The organism is Hafnia sp., from assembly GCF_036648275.1.
GTDB classification, from domain to species: domain Bacteria; phylum Pseudomonadota; class Gammaproteobacteria; order Enterobacterales; family Enterobacteriaceae; genus Hafnia; species Hafnia alvei.
Window position 1 is genome coordinate 36,986 of the sequence record NZ_JAVXIQ010000025.1, and the last position, 17,396, is coordinate 54,381.

General features: G+C 47.5%; 13 protein-coding genes. 2 read left to right on the top strand and 11 right to left on the bottom strand.

The features are described from left to right. The first annotated feature begins 252 nt into the window (after positions 1 to 252). The gene (locus tag RSC70_RS17370) at positions 253 to 3,477 is read left to right on the top strand and encodes a molybdopterin cofactor-binding domain-containing protein (RefSeq protein ID WP_282814867.1); all 3,225 of its coding nucleotides are present in this window, start codon (positions 253 to 255) and stop codon (positions 3,475 to 3,477) included. 10 nt (positions 3,478 to 3,487) lie between these two features. Continuing rightward, complete coding sequence (locus RSC70_RS17375; protein ID WP_040045909.1) at positions 3,488 to 3,946, top strand: (2Fe-2S)-binding protein; 459 nt, start codon at positions 3,488 to 3,490, stop codon at positions 3,944 to 3,946. Positions 3,947 to 4,208: 262 nt separating this feature from the next. Here the strand turns inward: RSC70_RS17375 and RSC70_RS17380 are convergent, their stop codons facing one another. The 11 genes from RSC70_RS17380 to RSC70_RS17430 all read right to left on the bottom strand — a co-directional run bounded on the left by RSC70_RS17380 (position 4,209) and on the right by RSC70_RS17430 (position 17,279). Beyond that, on the bottom strand, positions 4,209 to 5,453 hold the full coding sequence (locus RSC70_RS17380) for a winged helix-turn-helix domain-containing protein (protein WP_282814868.1): 1,245 nt from the start codon (positions 5,451 to 5,453) through the stop codon (positions 4,209 to 4,211). A gap of 137 nt (positions 5,454 to 5,590) precedes the next feature. Next, positions 5,591 to 5,800 (bottom strand): cold-shock protein, encoded by a 210-nt coding sequence (locus RSC70_RS17385; protein WP_004095731.1) that lies wholly within the window; start codon positions 5,798 to 5,800, stop codon positions 5,591 to 5,593. A 229-nt stretch (positions 5,801 to 6,029) separates the two neighbouring features. Beyond that, positions 6,030 to 6,239, bottom strand: a complete 210-nt coding sequence (gene cspE, locus RSC70_RS17390; protein ID WP_004095733.1) for a transcription antiterminator/RNA stability regulator CspE — start codon at positions 6,237 to 6,239, stop codon at positions 6,030 to 6,032. A gap of 301 nt (positions 6,240 to 6,540) precedes the next feature. After that, entirely contained in the window at positions 6,541 to 7,548 is a 1,008-nt protein-coding gene (gene lpxK, locus RSC70_RS17395) for a tetraacyldisaccharide 4'-kinase (protein ID WP_332543083.1), read from the bottom strand. Further along, positions 7,545 to 9,293 (bottom strand): lipid A ABC transporter ATP-binding protein/permease MsbA, encoded by a 1,749-nt coding sequence (gene msbA, locus RSC70_RS17400; RefSeq protein ID WP_040045906.1) that lies wholly within the window; start codon positions 9,291 to 9,293, stop codon positions 7,545 to 7,547. Before msbA ends, lpxK begins: the two co-directional genes overlap by 4 nt. A gap of 36 nt (positions 9,294 to 9,329) precedes the next feature. After that, positions 9,330 to 11,597: a DNA internalization-related competence protein ComEC/Rec2 gene (locus tag RSC70_RS17405; protein WP_332543084.1), complete on the bottom strand. Its 2,268-nt coding sequence runs from the start codon at positions 11,595 to 11,597 to the stop codon at positions 9,330 to 9,332. Between the two features lie 250 nt (positions 11,598 to 11,847). Next, the gene (gene ihfB, locus RSC70_RS17410) at positions 11,848 to 12,132 is read right to left on the bottom strand and encodes an integration host factor subunit beta (RefSeq protein ID WP_004095742.1); all 285 of its coding nucleotides are present in this window, start codon (positions 12,130 to 12,132) and stop codon (positions 11,848 to 11,850) included. 85 nt (positions 12,133 to 12,217) lie between these two features. Then, on the bottom strand, positions 12,218 to 13,897 hold the full coding sequence (gene rpsA, locus RSC70_RS17415; protein WP_332543085.1) for a 30S ribosomal protein S1: 1,680 nt from the start codon (positions 13,895 to 13,897) through the stop codon (positions 12,218 to 12,220). A 221-nt stretch (positions 13,898 to 14,118) separates the two neighbouring features. Next, positions 14,119 to 14,808 carry a (d)CMP kinase gene (gene cmk / locus RSC70_RS17420; RefSeq protein WP_025800967.1) on the bottom strand — a complete coding sequence of 230 codons (690 nt, stop codon included), beginning with the start codon at positions 14,806 to 14,808 and terminating at the stop codon, positions 14,119 to 14,121. A gap of 344 nt (positions 14,809 to 15,152) precedes the next feature. Continuing rightward, positions 15,153 to 16,433, bottom strand: a complete 1,281-nt coding sequence (gene aroA, locus RSC70_RS17425; RefSeq protein WP_332543086.1) for a 3-phosphoshikimate 1-carboxyvinyltransferase — start codon at positions 16,431 to 16,433, stop codon at positions 15,153 to 15,155. Positions 16,434 to 16,715: 282 nt separating this feature from the next. After that, positions 16,716 to 17,279, bottom strand: a complete 564-nt coding sequence (locus RSC70_RS17430; RefSeq protein WP_193065807.1) for a recombinase family protein — start codon at positions 17,277 to 17,279, stop codon at positions 16,716 to 16,718. Positions 17,280 to 17,396: the final 117 nt, after the last annotated feature.

Below are 17,396 nucleotides of genomic sequence, written 5' to 3' on the forward strand. Positions count from 1 at the left end.
TGGTCAAAAACCATACCAACTCACCGCTATCATGCCTCTGTTATGCGAGACAAATCACATATTAAACGCACCGATGGTCCGTTTTTCCGTTATGGCACAAGTGTTGAATCTAATCCTATCAGCCATGGATAGCGTCGAGTATTCCCCCCTCAAACTCGCCACTTTTCATTACTTTTAATCACTGTTAACTCTGATGACCAGCCATAACAACCTGGTTCGTAATAGCGTTACGTAATACGTAAGGAGATACCCATGAGTGCGCCAAGCACCTCATCATCAATCCGTCGCGTCGATGGACTGGCAAAAGTCACTGGAACAGCCGTCTACGGCAATGACATAACCTTACCCGGAATGTTGTATGGCGTGTGCCGCTATGCCGATGTTGCCGCAGGTAAAATTGATAGACTCGATCTTAGCGAAGCATTAGCGATTCCAGGCGTCGTCAAGATCGCAACGTATCAAGATATCCCCGGCGAGCCCGTCGTTGGCATCATGGTAAAAGACTATCTTCCTATTATTAAAGATGAAGTTGTTTTTCACGGTGACGTAATTGCGGTTATCGCCGCAGAAACTTATGAAGCCGCCTGTCTGGCGGCAGATAAAATTCATATTTCTTATACGCCTTATACTCCCATTACCGACGTTGAGCATGCGCTAGAACCCGATGCGCGGCTTATTCATCCGGAAAGAGGGAATAATATTGCGGCACATCACCACACGATTAAAGGCGATATCGATGCCGGATTTTCAGCCAGCGCACATATTCTCGAGCGCGAATATGAAGTCGGTTTTCAAGAGCATGCTTACATTGAACCTGAAGTAGTGCTCACCTGGCTCGATCCCACTGAACGCCATTTGATTATCTCTGGTTCAATCCAAAACCCACACCGCGTACGTAGCTTTGTCGCAAGATTTATGGGTTGTCCACAGGGGCATATCAATATTAAACGCGCGGTGATGGGCGGCTCATTCGGCGGTAAAGACGATATTATCGATCATCTTGCCTGCCGCTCTGCGCTACTGACAACGTTAACCGGCAGGCCAGTCAAATTTTGTTATACCCGCGAGCACTCAATTTTAGAAAGCTGTAAGCGCCATCCCTATAAAATGAAATATAAGGTCGGACTGGATGATTCAGGCCAGATCTTAGCCATGAAGGTCGACATCCTCGCCGACAGCGGAGGGTATGCGGCTTCAACGCCTTTCGTTACCTGGCGAAGCTCAGTTCAGGCTGCGGGGCCTTACCGTATCCCCAATATCCGCATCGACGTGACGGGCGTATACACCAACAACAGCTATACCTCTGCCATGAGAGGTTTTGGCTCACCACAGGTGGTATATGCCAACGAATCATTAATGGACGAAATCGCCGAGTATTTAAAGATATCCCCCGTCGAAATTCGCCAGATTAACGCATTAAAACAAGGTGATGCGTCGATCACTGGACAAGTTTTTGACAAGCATACCGTATCCGCCCTTGAGGTTTTAAGCAAAGCGGTCACCTCTGCTGAATTTGATAGCAAGCGCCAGCATTATGCTCAGCTCAATCAACAAGGCGGCGTTTATCGCTATGGCATTGGACTGGCCCTCAGCTACCGCGGATGCTCTATTGGAGCCGAAGGTGTCGATACTTCAACCGCGCTGGTGCAGGTGAACGAAGACGGCAGCGTAAACATCGCGACTTCCGTATCTGAGAATGGCCAAGGGCTACAGACCACCATGTCGCTCATCGCCGCAGAAGCTTTCGGCATCCCACTGTCCGAAATAATGTTTAGCGAACCACCAACCTCCGTGATTGGTGACGGCGGTTCTACCGCCGCAACACGTGGAACGCTCGTCGGCGGCGGCGCGATCCTTGACGCTGCGGTTAAGATTAAGCAACGCATTTTAGGCGTTGTGTGCGACGTGCTCGGCACGAAAGAATTAGATAATACGCTGTGGCAAAACGGGTTTATCAGCAACAAAAATAACCCATCACAAACGATAGATTTCAAAACAGCCGTCAACAAAACCAAATGGGCTAGCGTGAGCCTGACCGAATATGGCTGGTTTGTACCACCGCCAATTCACTGGGACGAGGAAAAAGGAACCGGCAGCCCTTATTTCACATGGGTTTATGGCTGCCAAATTGCCGAGGTGCGCGTCAACACCAGCACAGGGAAAACGGATCTTCTCCACGTGACCGCTGCACACGATGTGGGTCATATTATTAATCCAGTGGGTTTCAATGGGCAGGTCAGCGGCGGAATAGCTCAAGGGTTTGGCTATGCGCTGCTTGAAGATTTCAACATTGAAAACGGACAGGTAAAGTCAGAAAACTTCGATACCTATCTACTACCAACGATTAAAGATATCCCTGAAATTACTATTATCGGCGTAGAAAACCCCGATCAAGCTGGCCCTCTCGGCGCTAAAGGCATCGGAGAACCCGCCACTGAATTAGCCGCAGCGGCAATTAACAACGCCCTTAGCTTTGCCTTGAACGCGCGCTTCAACAAACTGCCGCTGACCCTTGAGCAGGTTATTTTAGGTTATAACCTCAAAAAACCTGCCAGACAAAGCGAGTTAATGGTTGAAACCGATAACAAAAAACAGGTTTTACGTTTAACTGATGTCACAGTTACACGAGCCAAAACGCTGCCAGAAGCCCTAACGTTGCTGGCTCAGGATGACGTTAGCATTATTGCTGGCGGCACCGATGTCATCGTTCAAGGGCGTTTGCAGACCAAGGCCATGAACCTCATTGATATATCGCGTATACCTGAATTGACGCAGATTACCGAAGATAACGGCGCTGTCGTCATTGGTGCAGCGGTGACATTTAACCGTATCGTCGAGCACGAATTGATTCGAGAACGCTATCCCCTGCTCGCACAAGCATGCAAAACGGTTGGTTCAAACCAAATTCGTAACCGCGCCACTATCGGCGGCAATATGGTTAACGCCGCGCCCTGTGGTGACTCACTGCCCCCATCAATTATCTATGATGCCCAAATTGAGCTGCAGTCACTTGATGGTGCACGCCGAATGCCGCTGTGTGAGTTCCTACAGTCAGGATATAAAACACAGCGTAAGCCTAATGAGCTGATGACGAAGGTCATATTGCCACCGCCGCCAAACCCAATGCCACACGCGTTCTATCATCAGTTGGGGCGTAGAAATGCACTGAACATCACGCGTCAGAGCCTAACCTGCCTAATTGCTTGTGACGCAGATGGAATAGTGAACTATTGCCGTTTAGTCGATGGCGCGTTGTTTAGCAAACCTCAGCGGCTTCTCGATATTGAACGCTGTTTACTGGGTCACCGGCTCACACAGGAAACAATCGATCTCGCCAGCCAGCTGTTAGAAAAGCTGATTTATGCCGCTATCGGTAAGCGCTGGTCAGCCGCCTATAAACAACCTGTGTTTATTAATATGTTCCGCGACATGATGGTGGAAGCCACCGATTCTCTCTATCAATCAGAGCTGGCATAAGGAGTTGATGATGAGCAATATCAAAGTGAAGGTAAACGGCAAGCTGATTGATGCACAGGTAACAGGGCAAATGCGCCTGCTCGATTTCGTGCGAGATAAACTGAATTTAACGGCAACAAAGGAAGGATGTGCCGTCGGGGAGTGTGGCGCTTGCACCGTTATCATGGATGGAAACGCCGTTTGCTCTTGTTTAGTTTTAGCTGAGCAATGCGACGGGGCTGACATTACCACGCTCGAAGGATTGCGTGACGATCCTATGACCCAAAAGCTTCAAAATGCATTTATTGAGCATGGCGGCGTACAGTGTGGTTTCTGTACTCCTGGCGTTCTTGTCAGCACATCGGCATTGCTGGCTAAACACCCCAACCCCAGCGATGAGCAACTCATGGATGCGCTTGAAGGCAATATTTGCCGCTGCACGGGTTATCAACCAATCATCCAATCAATTCATGCCGCGCTGAAAAGCTAAAGATCGTCTTGATTTGCCACATTAAAAATCGGCCTAGCGCCGATTTTTCTTTTTATTAACATCAAACACACTTAAACAAAACATGTTGCAGTTGGTTTTGCAGAGGAGTAAATTATCAAACGTGATATACATCACAATTTCCTGCAAAAACTAGAAAGTAAGATACATATGAAACTGCTGCATAAAATCATCGCGATGTTCGCCAATTACAGTAACTGATTGGCTAAAGGGCAATGGAAACAACCATTGCCCTTTTTGGTATTTAGGCCTGTTGTAATACACTATCCAACAACCAGCCATCACTCCAATAATGGCGCCAATCATCTGGCTGATGCTGGATTTTAACTTCAGTCGCCTGCTGCCAAGTCGCAAAAAGAGTAATAGCAGCTTTCAGCTCAGCCCTCTTTTTCTCCGTAAACCGTACCTCTTTTTCTTGATGGAGTGATTTAAGTTCCAGCACCTTTTCCTTGCGATGCATTTTGGCATCGACCCGGCCAACTAAAGCGCCACGCTGAAGTATCGGTAGCGAAAAATAGCCAAAGGTTCTTTTAGCTTCAGGGGTATAACATTCTAAGCGGTAATCAAAACCAAATAATTCAGATGCACGCCTTCGATCCCAAACAACAGGATCAAAAGGAGAAAGCAACGTGGTATGCGTTGCCTTTATTTCATTGTTTTGTGCTTTTGCTAATAAATGCGCCAAGCTGTGATGAATGTAGTAGTACTCTTGGGTTTCCAGTTCACGCACTGCGATTATCTCTTGGCTGTCCAACAGATTATTTATCGTCTTTTTAATATCAATTTTCTTCAGGCGATAATAATCGGCAAGCCATTGCGCTTTAAATGCACCTAAGCTACGTGCACTATTTGCCATCATTTGTTGCTGAGCAAGCACAGAGCTAATACCGTGCACATCGTCATCCCACTCTGGCATAACGCGTTCAGGTAAATCGTATACGCGGTGGAAATTAACTCGCTCTTTCACCATCAGTTGGCCACAGGAAAACAGCGTTTCCAGATGTCGTTTCTCTGGCTTCCACTCCCACCACCCACTGGTCTTTTTATTCTTCGCATTAAAGTCTGTAGCTTTAACAGGGCCATTCTGGCGGATCTGTGCCAGAAGCTCGCTAATGTCATCTTGATGCTTCAAATGCCACTCTGGGGAATATTTCCATCCCAAATTTTCCGGTGCCATCATCTGCGGGCGAACTAGCCGATAATCCTCTTTTGGGATAAAGCATGCCTCATGCGCCCAATATTCAAAGATATCACCGTTGCGTAAAGCCTCATCCAGCCACTGCTCGGAATACAAACCCAGACGCGAAAACAACACCAGATAGGGACTACGAGCGACAACGTTGATCGTATCAATTTGCAGCAAACTCATTTGACGTATGCACGCGATCGCATCAAGGGGCGTTGCTTTTTTTCTGCGCGGTTTATCTAAACCTTGAGCATGAAGATGCAGGTTTCTAAGCGCACTTAAAGGTAGGGATATTTCAGCCATCGTAGCCAGACGAACCTCATGATGAGAAAGCCGGAAAGATGATTATACGCAAAGCTTATCGAGTTGCAGCAAGGAAGGGAAAACAGTTCAGCCAGCGTGAAGATGCGTAGGGAATAACGCTGGCTGATACGATGTCATCAGTAGGCGATGACGTCTTCTGCGGTGAGACCGCGACTACCTAGGTAAGTTGAGAATTCAACGCGCTGACCTTCTGTCAGTAATTTTTTGCGTGAATTAGCAATGCCTGAACGATTAACGTAGATATCATTTCCACCATCCAGTGGAGAGATAATACCGAAGCCTTCAGACTGGCTGTACCATTTTACGAGACCCATTTTCAGTGTCATATTTTTTTACCTTATATTTACATCCCTCTAAATTCTAGTTCAGATTAGGATGTGTAGCTCATATTCAAGTTATCGTTAAGAACCTCTTCGAGCGGATTATTAAAAACAAAAGCCCGCCAGTGGCGGGCTTTCTGGTCTTGTTACTGACTCCGCAGAACGTGCTAACACCCTTGGGGCTAGCTTACTGCGATAACGATCAGTTCAGTATCAAAACAAGTTCTCTGTAATCTTACAGAGCAACAACATTCGCAGCAGCCGGCCCGCGCGGGCTGTCCTGAATGGTGTATTCTACACGCTGGCCTTCGGCCAGAGTTTTGAAACCTTCGCTAGCGATAGCAGAGAAATGTACGAATACATCTTTACCGCCGTCGTGCTGTTCGATGAAACCGAAGCCTTTGCTTTCGTTAAACCATTTTACCTGACCGGTCTTCTTAGTCATTTGTATTACCTTTATAACTGATATCACTTAAAAAATTTGCCCTAAGGCGTAGGGGCCGAGCTCAGAAAGATTACTTATGGATGGCACTAAGAAGGTGGTTCGTCTAACAAGCGGAATCGGAAGATAACGTCTTAAGGAGGAACTGCTTTATCTCATGTCGTGCATAAATAGGTCTATATCACAGGCCGCAGTCATTTACTCATAAAGGTGATTGATGAGCAAGCCTTTCTTTTAAAAAAAATGACGCTGCGGAAGTATTTAAACGTAAAACTATATGCATTCGAAGATAAAAGCAGCAGATTTATTTATTAGCATTTGAAAAATAACGATTAGTTTTAATCAAACTCGTAATTTTTGCTAACAATTCATTCCCTTGTTCAGCCGGGATTTCTGCATTAACGGGCAGATACCACCAATTAGGCTGAGCAAATTTACGACATTTTACTGCGTCTTTTTCAGTCATTAACAACGGCTGCCCTTTCGGTGTCAACGTACTTAATGTCTTCAGATCATATTCTTTGTGATCGGAAAACGCGACTGTGTTGACTACTTGCGTACCCAATTGACTCAGCGTGGCAAAAAAACGAGGGGGATGCCCTATTCCCGCCATTGCAACAGCCGGAGCTAAACTATCGGCAGCACAGCGTTCACCAGTATGTATATTCACTAAAATACGTCCAGCCAGCGTCATGGGTATTTCACCCGTTGCTGCCTTTCCACCATTAGTGATAACGGCATCAACACGACGTAAACGCCCTGCTCGCTCCCGCATAGGGCCAGCAGGTAACCACCAGCCATTGCCAAAACGACGAATGCCATCCACGACAACCAGTTCAACATCACGCGCAAGCGCGTAATGCTGTAGGCCGTCATCGGTGATGATGACGTCTACTGGAGCATGCTGAAGTAAAGCTTTTACTGCATCGCTACGCTTAGGCGCAACGGCAACTGAAGCCCCTGTTCGTTGATAAATGAGAACGGGTTCGTCTCCCGCTTGCGCAGTTGACGTTTCACTATTCAATAATAGAGGGTAATGATCCGAACGCCCACCATAGCCACGCGACACTACACCCACACGAAAACCACGCGTCTGTAATTGTTCAACCAGCCAAATAACCACGGGTGTTTTACCATTGCCACCCGCAGTTAAGTTACCGACCACAATCACGGGGCAAGGCGCTTTCCAGCTTTTTAACCAACCCATGCGATAAAAAAATTGGCGGATACCGCTCACTAGGCCATACAGCCAAGAGAGCGGTAACAGGAGCAGGTATAAAGGCGATTGCCCAGACCAGATGCGCTCAATCATTGCCCGAATTGCAACCTATGCAGCTGAGCATACGCCCCATTCTTCGCCAATAGCGTTGCATGATCGCCACGCTCAGCGATGTAGCCATCTTCAACCACGATAATTTCATCGGCTTTTTCGATAGTTGATAAACGGTGAGCAATAACCAACGAAGTACGGTTTTTCTGTAATTCATCTAGCGCGGACTGAATCGCACGTTCAGACTCGGTATCTAGCGCGGATGTAGCTTCATCCAAAATAAGAACCGGACTATCACGCAGCAACGCACGGGCAATAGCGATACGCTGGCGCTGTCCACCCGACAGCAATACGCCGTTTTCGCCAATGACGGTATCTAAACCGTTGTCCATTTTATCAATGAAGTCCATCGCATATGCCATGCGAGCCGCTTCTTCAATTTGTTCACGGGTATAAACTTCATTACGCGCATAGGCGATGTTGTTCGCAATAGTATCGTTGAAGAGATGAACATTTTGCGAGACCAAACCTACCTGATTACGTAGAGAACTCAGTGTATATTCACGTAGGTCATGCCCATCCAGCAGGATCTCGCCCTCTTGGATGTCATAAAAACGCGTCAACAGATTCGCAATCGTTGATTTGCCGGAACCTGAACGCCCCACTAAGGCCACGGTTTTATTCGCAGGAATTTTAAAGCTCACGTTTTTCAGCGCAGGGGCGCCTTTATTGTTATAGCTGAAGGTCACATCACGAAACTCAACATCACCTTTAGCACGCTTAACTTCCAGCTTACCGGTATCTTTTTCCTGTTCGAGATCCAAAATCGCAAACAGCGTTTGACATGCCGCCATACCGCGTTGGAATTTAGCGTTGACGTTCGTCAGGGATTTCAGTGGACGCATTAATGCAATCATCGAAGAGAACACCACGGTAATAGTACCCGCCGATAGCGTTTCCATCACCGATGGAATGCTTGCTGCATACAGCACGAAAGCAAGGGCAAAAGAGGCAATCAACTGAATAACCGGGTCTGAAACAGAAGACGCAGCGACCATCTTCATATTCTGCTGACGCATCCAGTTACTGGTTTTGTCAAAACGCTTGCTCTCTACTTCCTGACCACCAAAGATCAGCACTTCTTTATGACCCTTTAGCATCTGTTCAGCGCTAGTGGTCAATGTGCCCATCGTGTTTTGCATATTCTTACTGATGTTACGAAAACGCTTCGACACCATGCGAATCGCAATTGAAACCACAGGGGCAATAACAATCAGAATCAGAGATAACTGCCAGCTGTAATAAAACATCATACAGAACAATGCAATAATCGATGCGCCTTCACGCACAACCGTAATCAATGCATCCGATGACGAAGAGGCAACCTGCTCAGAGTCATAGGTGATTCGCGATAGCAGCGTCCCCGTCGACTGCTGGTCAAAGAAGGAAACAGGCATCCCCATCATATGGCTGAACAAGCGACGACGCATATTCATCACCACCTTGCCGGCCACCCAAGAGACGCAGTAGCTAGAGATGAAACCAGAAATCCCGCGTACGATCATCAATCCAATAACGACGAATGGCATCCATTTCAGAATATCGGACCCTGTCTTGCCAAAACCATCATCCAATAATGGCTTTAACAAGGAGAGCATGTAGGCATCACTACCCGCGTTAATTACGAGGGCAACTGACGCAACAATCAGGCCTGCCTTGAAAGGAGAGATCGATGGCCATAAGCGACGAAATGTTTGCCAGGTCGAAAGATCTTTGTCATTCAGCATTTAGTTAACCAGCTTAGGATGAAATAGCGGATCATTTTACTCATTATGGCTCCTTACGCCAAACCAACCGTGATACCAACGTGGATTTAATTGCGTTTTTAGTTCATTTATTCGCCAATTATCTGTTTTTGCCGTCATTATGACCTCTCCAGCATGTGCAGTATCATGCCAATGAATATTTTGTGCGCGATAACGCGCAGTCACTTTGGGTGAAGGAAAATGCCACTGAGAAAATCGAGCCGAGGAACTTATTGCCTCGTTTGGCTCAACCGTGCGCAGAAGTAGGCTACTCGACGAGGTATTGCTGCCATGATGTGGAACCTGCAAGATATCTGCCTTAAGCTGCTTTCTCCAGTGCTGTACCAATTGAGTTTCAGCTTCCGTTTCTATATCTCCAGTAAGCAGCATTTTACGCTCTCCCAATGCAACCATGACGACACAAGAATCATTATTTTTCGGGACAGCAATCTGACGTGGTGGCCAAAGCACCGTAAAACGTACACCTTGCCAGACCCAATCACTGCCAATGTGGCAAGAGAAATCGCGAGGATCGGGGCTTCGAACCCAAGCTAATGGAAACGCATGACTGAGAGAATATCGCCCACCACTATGGTCTGAGTCGCTATGGCTAATAACCATGCCATCCAGATTCAGCCCATGCCAATTTAAGTAAGGAATAATTTCACTGGTGGCAATATCTCCACCATCCCATTTATTGCCCGTATCATACAAAATTGCATTACCGCGACGTTCGATAAGCACCGCCAGTCCGTGCCCCACATCCAGCATATGAACACGCAGCTCAATATCATCACTCTTTTTAGCACCAAATATCCAAAGATAAGACACGGCTTGAATCGCACACCAAAGCGGCAAGCCTGCTTTAGAAAAAGAAAAATTCATAACAAACAGGGTTAGGAAGCTCAGGCTTATCCAGAGCCCGCCGGTGCTACTATCTGTCCAGAACGTAGGCACATGCGTTAATCCCCATTGCATCACATATAGCAGATACCCTGCCGCGTGCCATGCGCCTAACGGGTCATTCCACCAACAGGAGCCTATACCCACTAAAATCAACGGCACAACAAGATAAGTGACCAAGGGCACGGCAAAAAAATTAGCCCACAGCGCACTCCCGCTGACGCCATGAAACAAATAAATTTGTACAGGCATCAAGCACAAAGCGATGCCAAACTGCAGATGTAATAGCCTCAACCAAAAGAATCGTTTCTGCATTTGTAACGATGAGGGCAATGGCGCCAGCCAATACCAAAACAAAAGGCTGGAAACTGCCATCACAGATAGCCAAAAACTGTCAGACAGCAATACCAGCGGATCCCAAACAACCATGAGACAGACCACATTCAGCAGATATTTTTTGGGCGGGATAAACTTTCCCCAAACGCCATAGCCAGAGATAAGCATCATCGCAACGCCAACGCGAATGGCCGGAGGATTTGCTCCTGCAAGCCACACATAAACCCAGCCAACGCCCATCATCATTGCCATTGGAAAATAGGGATTGATCCAGCGAAGAGGAAAACACAGCTGTATCGCCCTAGCTACACACCATCCCAGCATCGCCGCTAAAGCGATGTGTAAACCAGAAATGGCGAGCAAATGAGACAAACCATTTAAGCGAAAAAGTGAATTCTGCTCGCGCGTAAGTAGCGCTCTTTCACCAAACGCCAATGCGACAATAATGGCCTTAGAAGATGTATCCGGTATCGCTTTTACCGATCTGCTTACAATTTGTTGTCGCCAACCACACCCAATAGACAGCCGTTGGTAAGCCGTCGGCATGCCTTGCAAAACAATATGATGCCCGACTGATGTTCGTTGTGCGTCATACCCGCCTTGGTTGAGACGTCCATGAACAGGCCGCAAGCGCACGGTTATCGCCCACCGCTGCCCAGCGCAAAATGGATAGCGTTCTGAGTTCCAATATAAGGTGATATCGAACCTCTCTTTCACATCTATGCCATTCACCGTAGAAACGCGAAACGTTACCTTGTCCTGTGGCGATAAAACGCCAAGCGCTGCGCTTATAGCGTTTCCCGTCAAATTGACAGGCCGAGAAATATCATAGTCCAAAGGTGCTAATACGTTCTCTGCGCAAGCGATCCCCCATGCCAGCCCCAGTATTACAAATGCAATTTTTCGAAAGCGCCCAGAACAAATACAAAAAAACAGCAACGCAACAGGCAAGGCCCCATAGGCATAATATTTTGCGGGCAAGCTAGGAAAAAATATTAACGGCAGGCAGCCTAGCGCAGCACAATGAATACTTTCATCCCATGTCATTCTCACCGGTAATGCCTCTCATTAAGCAGATACGGCATGTTGGCTGAAGTGAGTGAAAGTAAAAATGGCCTGCATTGAGTAATGCATAAGAGATTGAAAGGAATCGTAGTAACAGAGTTTGGCTGAACTTTTTATTGCGAATAGCATCGCAATTTTCGTCAGAAAGCGTTAATTGTGCAGAGGTTTACGAATGAATTTTAGATATGAAAACGGCACCCGAAGGTGCCGTTTTAGACTCTAAGCAAGTTGCTTAAGCGTAGATGTTCGCCCGGTCACGTAGTTCTTTACCAGGTTTAAAATGGGGAACGTATTTACCTTCCAGTTCCACTTTATCGCCAGTTTTAGGATTACGACCGACGCGAGGCGCACGGTAGTGAAGTGAAAAACTGCCGAATCCACGGATCTCAATGCGTTCACCGTCAGCAAGCGTTGTTGCCATATGCTCAAGCATTTCTTTCACTGCATCCTCAACCGCCTTCGCAGGCAGGTGTGGTTGCTGGCTAGCAAGTCTTTCAATAAGTTCGGACTTGGTCATATTTCCTCCAAGCTATTTCCCCTCATAGGGGAACGCACTTTGCAGCTTAACTACCGTTACAGGACGGCCGAAACCGCCCTCATCATTATTCGCCTTTAGCTGCTTTGAATGCTTCAGCCATAGCGTTAGAGAAGTTTGGTGCATCTTCCTGTTTGTTGCTGTTAACAGTTGCGATTGCATCTTTCTCATCAGCTTCGTCTTTAGCACGAACAGACAGGCTGATTGCACGGTTCTTACGATCAACGCCGGTGAATTTAGCTTCAACGTCGTCGCCTACGCTCAGAACCAGAGTTGCATCTTCAACGCGGTCACGTGAAGCTTCAGAAGCGCGCAGGTAACCTTCAACGCCGTCAGCCAGTTCTACGGTTGCGCCTTTAGCGTCAACTGCAGTTACTTTACCGTTTACGATTGCGCCTTTCTTGTTCAGTGCAACCCAGTTGTTGAACGGATCTTCTGCGAGCTGTTTAACGCCCAGAGAGATACGCTCACGTTCTGCGTCAACCTGCAGAACAACTGCTGCGATTTCGTCGCCTTTTTTGTATTCACGAACTGCTTCTTCGCCTGCAACGTTCCAGGAGATGTCAGACAGGTGAACCAGGCCGTCGATGCCGCCGTCCAGGCCAATGAAGATACCGAAGTCAGTGATAGACTTGATTTTACCTTCAACACGGTCACCCTTGTTGTGGGTTTCCGCGAACTGCTGCCATGGGTTGTTTTTGCACTGCTTCAGACCCAGGGAGATACGACGACGTTCTTCGTCGATATCCAGAACCATAACTTCCACTACATCGCCAACGTTAACAACTTTGGACGGGTGGATGTTTTTGTTGGTCCAATCCATTTCGGAAACGTGAACCAGGCCTTCAACGCCTTCTTCGATTTCAACGAAGCAGCCGTAATCGGTCAGGTTGGTCACGCGACCAGTCAGTTTGGTACCTTCCGGATAACGCTTAGCGATAGCTACCCATGGATCTTCGCCCAGCTGTTTCAGGCCCAGAGATACACGAGTACGCTCGCGGTCGAACTTCAGCACTTTAACAGTGATTTCGTCGCCAACGTTTACGATTTCGCTCGGATGCTTAACGCGTTTCCATGCCATGTCGGTGATGTGCAGCAGGCCGTCAACGCCACCCAGATCAACGAATGCACCGTAGTCAGTGAGGTTCTTAACGATACCTTTAACTTCCATGCCTTCCTGCAGGTTTTCCAGCAGCTGATCGCGTTCTGCGCTGTTTTCGGATTCGATAACGGCACGACGGGAAACAACAACGTTGTTACGCTTCTGATCCAGCTTGATTACTTTGAATTCAAGCTCTTTGCCTTCCAGGTGCAGTGTGTCGCGGACCGGACGAACGTCTACCAGGGAACCCGGCAGGAACGCGCGAATACCATTCAGCTCAACAGTGAAGCCACCCTTGACTTTGCCATTGATAACACCAGTAACGGTCGCAGCTTCTTCGTAAGCTTTTTCCAGCGTGATCCAAGCTTCGTGACGTTTAGCTTTTTCACGGGACAGCAGAGTTTCACCGAAGCCGTCTTCTACTGCATCCAGAGCAACGTCAACTTCGTCACCAACCTGGATTTCCAGCTCGCCCTGGGCGTTTTTGAACTGCTCTGCCGGAATGGCAGACTCAGATTTCAGACCGGCGTCAACCAGTACGATATCTTTGTCGATAGCAACAACAACGCCACGAACGATGGAACCCGGGCGGGTTTCGATTGTTTTTAAGGATTCTTCAAAGAGTTGAGCAAAAGATTCAGTCATATTGATAATCTTCAGGGTTCTTTATTTTAACGTCCATCAGGCATCCTGCTAGATGGGGTTGTTTAACATGCCCCGCGACAATCCATAGCGGCAGGGAGGGTAATATTATACATCGTTCAGCAATATTAGCTGAACAAATTTATCAATAACAACAATAGCCATAATGTAGTTTAACATTATGGCTATCGGCTTATCCTTATCGGCAAGCTTTGCTTCCCGCCCTACTCGGCAGAAAGTTGTAATGTCTGCTTGGCATAAGCCAGTGCTTTTTCAATCACTTGTTCGATAGACATCTGGGTTGAATCAAGCATCAGCGCGTCCTGCGCAGGAACAAGCGGTGCCACTGAACGATTACGATCGCGATAGTCGCGTTCTTTTATTTCGTCCAAAAGGCGTTCAAAGTTAACACTAAAGCCCTTCTCCTGCAACTGAAGCATGCGTCGACGAGCACGCTCTTCAGAGCTCGCATCAAGAAAAATCTTAACTGGCGCATCAGGGAAAACCACGGTGCCCATATCACGACCGTCGGCGATAAGACCGGGGAACTCCCGGAACGCACGCTGACGACGCAGCAACGCTTCTCTTACACGCGGAAATGCAGCAGCCTGAGATGCCGTACTGCCCACTGATTCAGTGCGAATTTCATTACTCACATCTTCGCCTTCAAGGATGACCTGTAACTGTCCATCCTGCGCTACGAAGCGTACGTCAAGATGTGCAGCCAATGGCACCAGAGCCTCTTCAGACGTAATATCGACTTGATGATGCAACGCAGCCAGGGCAAGAACGCGATAGATCGCGCCGGAGTCTAAAAGACACCAACCCAAAGATTCAGCCAACGCTTTACACAAAGTCCCTTTACCCGCACCACTCGGCCCGTCAACGGTAATTACCGGAGCTATTGCCGTCATTTTTCTCTCCTTTCTGGGGGAAACAACTGCCCGCATAGACTTTGCCTACGAAGACTTGGGTGTGCTCTGCTATGGCGCAACGATATGTTTGTTGGCAGATTCACCATAGCAGGACACACACATCGAACGGCGCGCATTATACGCCGATCAACGCCTCACTGTTACCCTCAACGGTGCTGGTTGCTGGAAAAACTCGCACCCACAGACACACATGTGTTCCATAGTTTAGGCGAAAGCGATGCAATGAGACGCGAAAAATCCTAGTTAATCGGTTGCGAGGGCTTTATGTGACAAAGTACAAAAAAGAGAGGGTCTGAATGAACAGACCCTTTTTAGGATTTGGACTACTGGCTTAGCCGAGCAAACTGCTGGAAATAGTCTGGGAAAGTTTTCGCCGTACATTTAGGATCGAGGATCGTCACCGGCGTATCCGACAACGCGACCAGCGAGAAGCACATCGCCATACGGTGATCGTTATAGGTGCCAATCTCAGCGGCTTTCAGATGTGCAGGAGGTACTACGCGGATAAAATCATCGCCCTCTTCAACTTCGGCCCCCACTTTGCGCAACTCAGTGGCCATCGCGGATAAGCGGTCGGTCTCTTTTACACGCCAGTTATAGATGTTACGGATAGTGGTTGGCGCATCGGCAAACAGCGCAGTGGTGGCAATAGTCATGGCCGCATCAGGAATATGGTTCATATCCATATCAATGCCATGCAGGTCACCGCGCGAGCATTCGATAAAATCATCACCCCAGGTGATTTTTGCCCCCATCGTTTCCAACACATCTGCAAAGCGAATATCACCTTGCACGCTGTTTTTACCAATTCCGGTTACACGCACCGTGCCGCCTTTAATCGCAGCCGCGGCTAGGAAATAGGATGCAGACGACGCATCTCCTTCAACGAGATAATCTCCTGGTGAAACATAGTGTTGTCCACCAGCAATACGGAAGACCTGATAGTTATCGTTCTCAACACTGACGCCAAAACTGCGCATCAACGCCAAGGTAATATCAATATAAGGTTTCGAAACCAAATCACCCTTAATGGAGATAACGGTGTTTTGCGTGGCCAACGGTGCCATCATCAATAACGCAGTCAAAAACTGGCTGGAAACCGAACCATCAACCTCAATGTCACCGCCGGTATATCCACCGCGTAGGCGCAGAGGCGGATAGTTTTCTTGCTCCAGATAATCGATCTGGGCGCCACCTTGACGTAACGCATCAACCAGATGCCCAATTGGGCGCTCTTTCATACGCGGTTCGCCGGTGAGGATCACATCCCCATCACCCAAACATAGCGCAGCAGCAAGTGGGCGCATGGCCGTACCTGCGTTACCTAAAAATAGTTCAAGCGCGCTATGCGCTTTTAGCGCACCCGCGTTGCCCGTAATTTCGCAGCGGGTATGCCCGTCGGATAATTGGAAATGAATGCCCAGTTGCTTTAACGCAGTTAGCATATGACGAACATCATCGCTATCAAGCAAATTATGTAAACATGTCGTTCCACTTGCTAGAGCCGATAGCAATAATGCACGGTTAGAGACGCTCTTAGAGCCAGGTAAATTTATCTCACCGGAAAAGCGCGCAATAGGTTGTAAAGTCAGGGAATCCAGCATCAAACTCACTCCAAATTTTCAGTTAATGCAGCGAATCCCATCACTGCAAATAAATCATTACATTGTTGTACCGTTTTTCGTGACGGCTGTCATCTTTCTTATACACAAACAAAAAACCCCGGCATGCCGGGGCAGGCAATATGGTTTATTCATTGTTTTTAAAGGGATTTAAATACACTCCATCCACATTACATCCACATGTAACCTTCACCAATGAAGCCAGCTTTAAATTTTTTAAAGCTGGCCTTCCATAAACATACCGTATTGATAGCTTTATTGTGCTCAATTTTTTGCATTTTGGGCTGGAATGTACTTGTAAATCGTTTTGACACAAACACCCAGTACATCAGCTGTTTGCTGGCGCGTTGCCCCATTTGCTAAAATTCGTCGAGCCCGCTCTACTGTTTCTGGCGTCATTATTCGCCGCCGTCCTCCAATCCTGCCCTCCGCTCTTGCAGCTTCAATCCCTGCTATAGTGCGCTCCACAATTAGCTCGCGTTCCATTTCAGCAAGCGCACTCATAACATGAAAGAAAAAACGCCCCATCGCGGTTCCTGTGTCAATACTGTCCGTGAGGCTTAAAAACTGAACTTCTCGCTCGCGCAGCTCCGAAATCAACTCAACTAAATTTTTTACACTCCGCCCCAGCCGATCTAGTTTCCAAACGACAAGACAATCACCCGCTTTCAACTGTTTTAAGCATTTCTTTAATCCCGGTCTAACCGCCTTTGTTCCGCTCATTTTATCTACAAAAATATGCTCACAATTTGCACTAACTAATGCATTTCGCTGTAAATCGACGTTTTGGTCATTTGTTGACACCCTCATATAGCCAATTTTGCTCATTTTTCGCCCCTGCGACTTTTTAAAATGAGCCATTCTTGCTATGCGACACCCTCTGTCAAACGTCGGTATAAAAGAAAACCTAGTTTTGCGTAGGGAAGCAGCATCAACAACGGATGG

Coding starts and splice junctions, on each gene's coding strand:
- RSC70_RS17385 (WP_004095731.1), bottom strand. CDS start 5,800: ATGACACTGAAAATGGGTCTCGTAAAATGGTACAGCCAGTCTGAAGGC.
- ihfB (WP_004095742.1), bottom strand. CDS start 12,132: ATGACCAAGTCCGAACTTATTGAAAGACTTGCTAGCCAGCAACCACAC.
- msbA (WP_040045906.1), bottom strand. CDS start 9,293: ATGCTGAATGACAAAGATCTTTCGACCTGGCAAACATTTCGTCGCTTA.
- RSC70_RS17375 (WP_040045909.1), top strand. CDS start 3,488: ATGAGCAATATCAAAGTGAAGGTAAACGGCAAGCTGATTGATGCACAG.
- RSC70_RS17380 (WP_282814868.1), bottom strand. CDS start 5,453: ATGGCTGAAATATCCCTACCTTTAAGTGCGCTTAGAAACCTGCATCTT.
- RSC70_RS17370 (WP_282814867.1), top strand. CDS start 253: ATGAGTGCGCCAAGCACCTCATCATCAATCCGTCGCGTCGATGGACTG.
- rpsA (WP_332543085.1), bottom strand. CDS start 13,897: ATGACTGAATCTTTTGCTCAACTCTTTGAAGAATCCTTAAAAACAATC.
- lpxK (WP_332543083.1), bottom strand. CDS start 7,548: ATGATTGAGCGCATCTGGTCTGGGCAATCGCCTTTATACCTGCTCCTG.
- cspE (WP_004095733.1), bottom strand. CDS start 6,239: ATGACTAAGAAGACCGGTCAGGTAAAATGGTTTAACGAAAGCAAAGGC.
- aroA (WP_332543086.1), bottom strand. CDS start 16,433: ATGCTGGATTCCCTGACTTTACAACCTATTGCGCGCTTTTCCGGTGAG.
- RSC70_RS17430 (WP_193065807.1), bottom strand. CDS start 17,279: ATGAGCAAAATTGGCTATATGAGGGTGTCAACAAATGACCAAAACGTC.
- RSC70_RS17405 (WP_332543084.1), bottom strand. CDS start 11,597: ATGACATGGGATGAAAGTATTCATTGTGCTGCGCTAGGCTGCCTGCCG.
- cmk (WP_025800967.1), bottom strand. CDS start 14,808: ATGACGGCAATAGCTCCGGTAATTACCGTTGACGGGCCGAGTGGTGCG.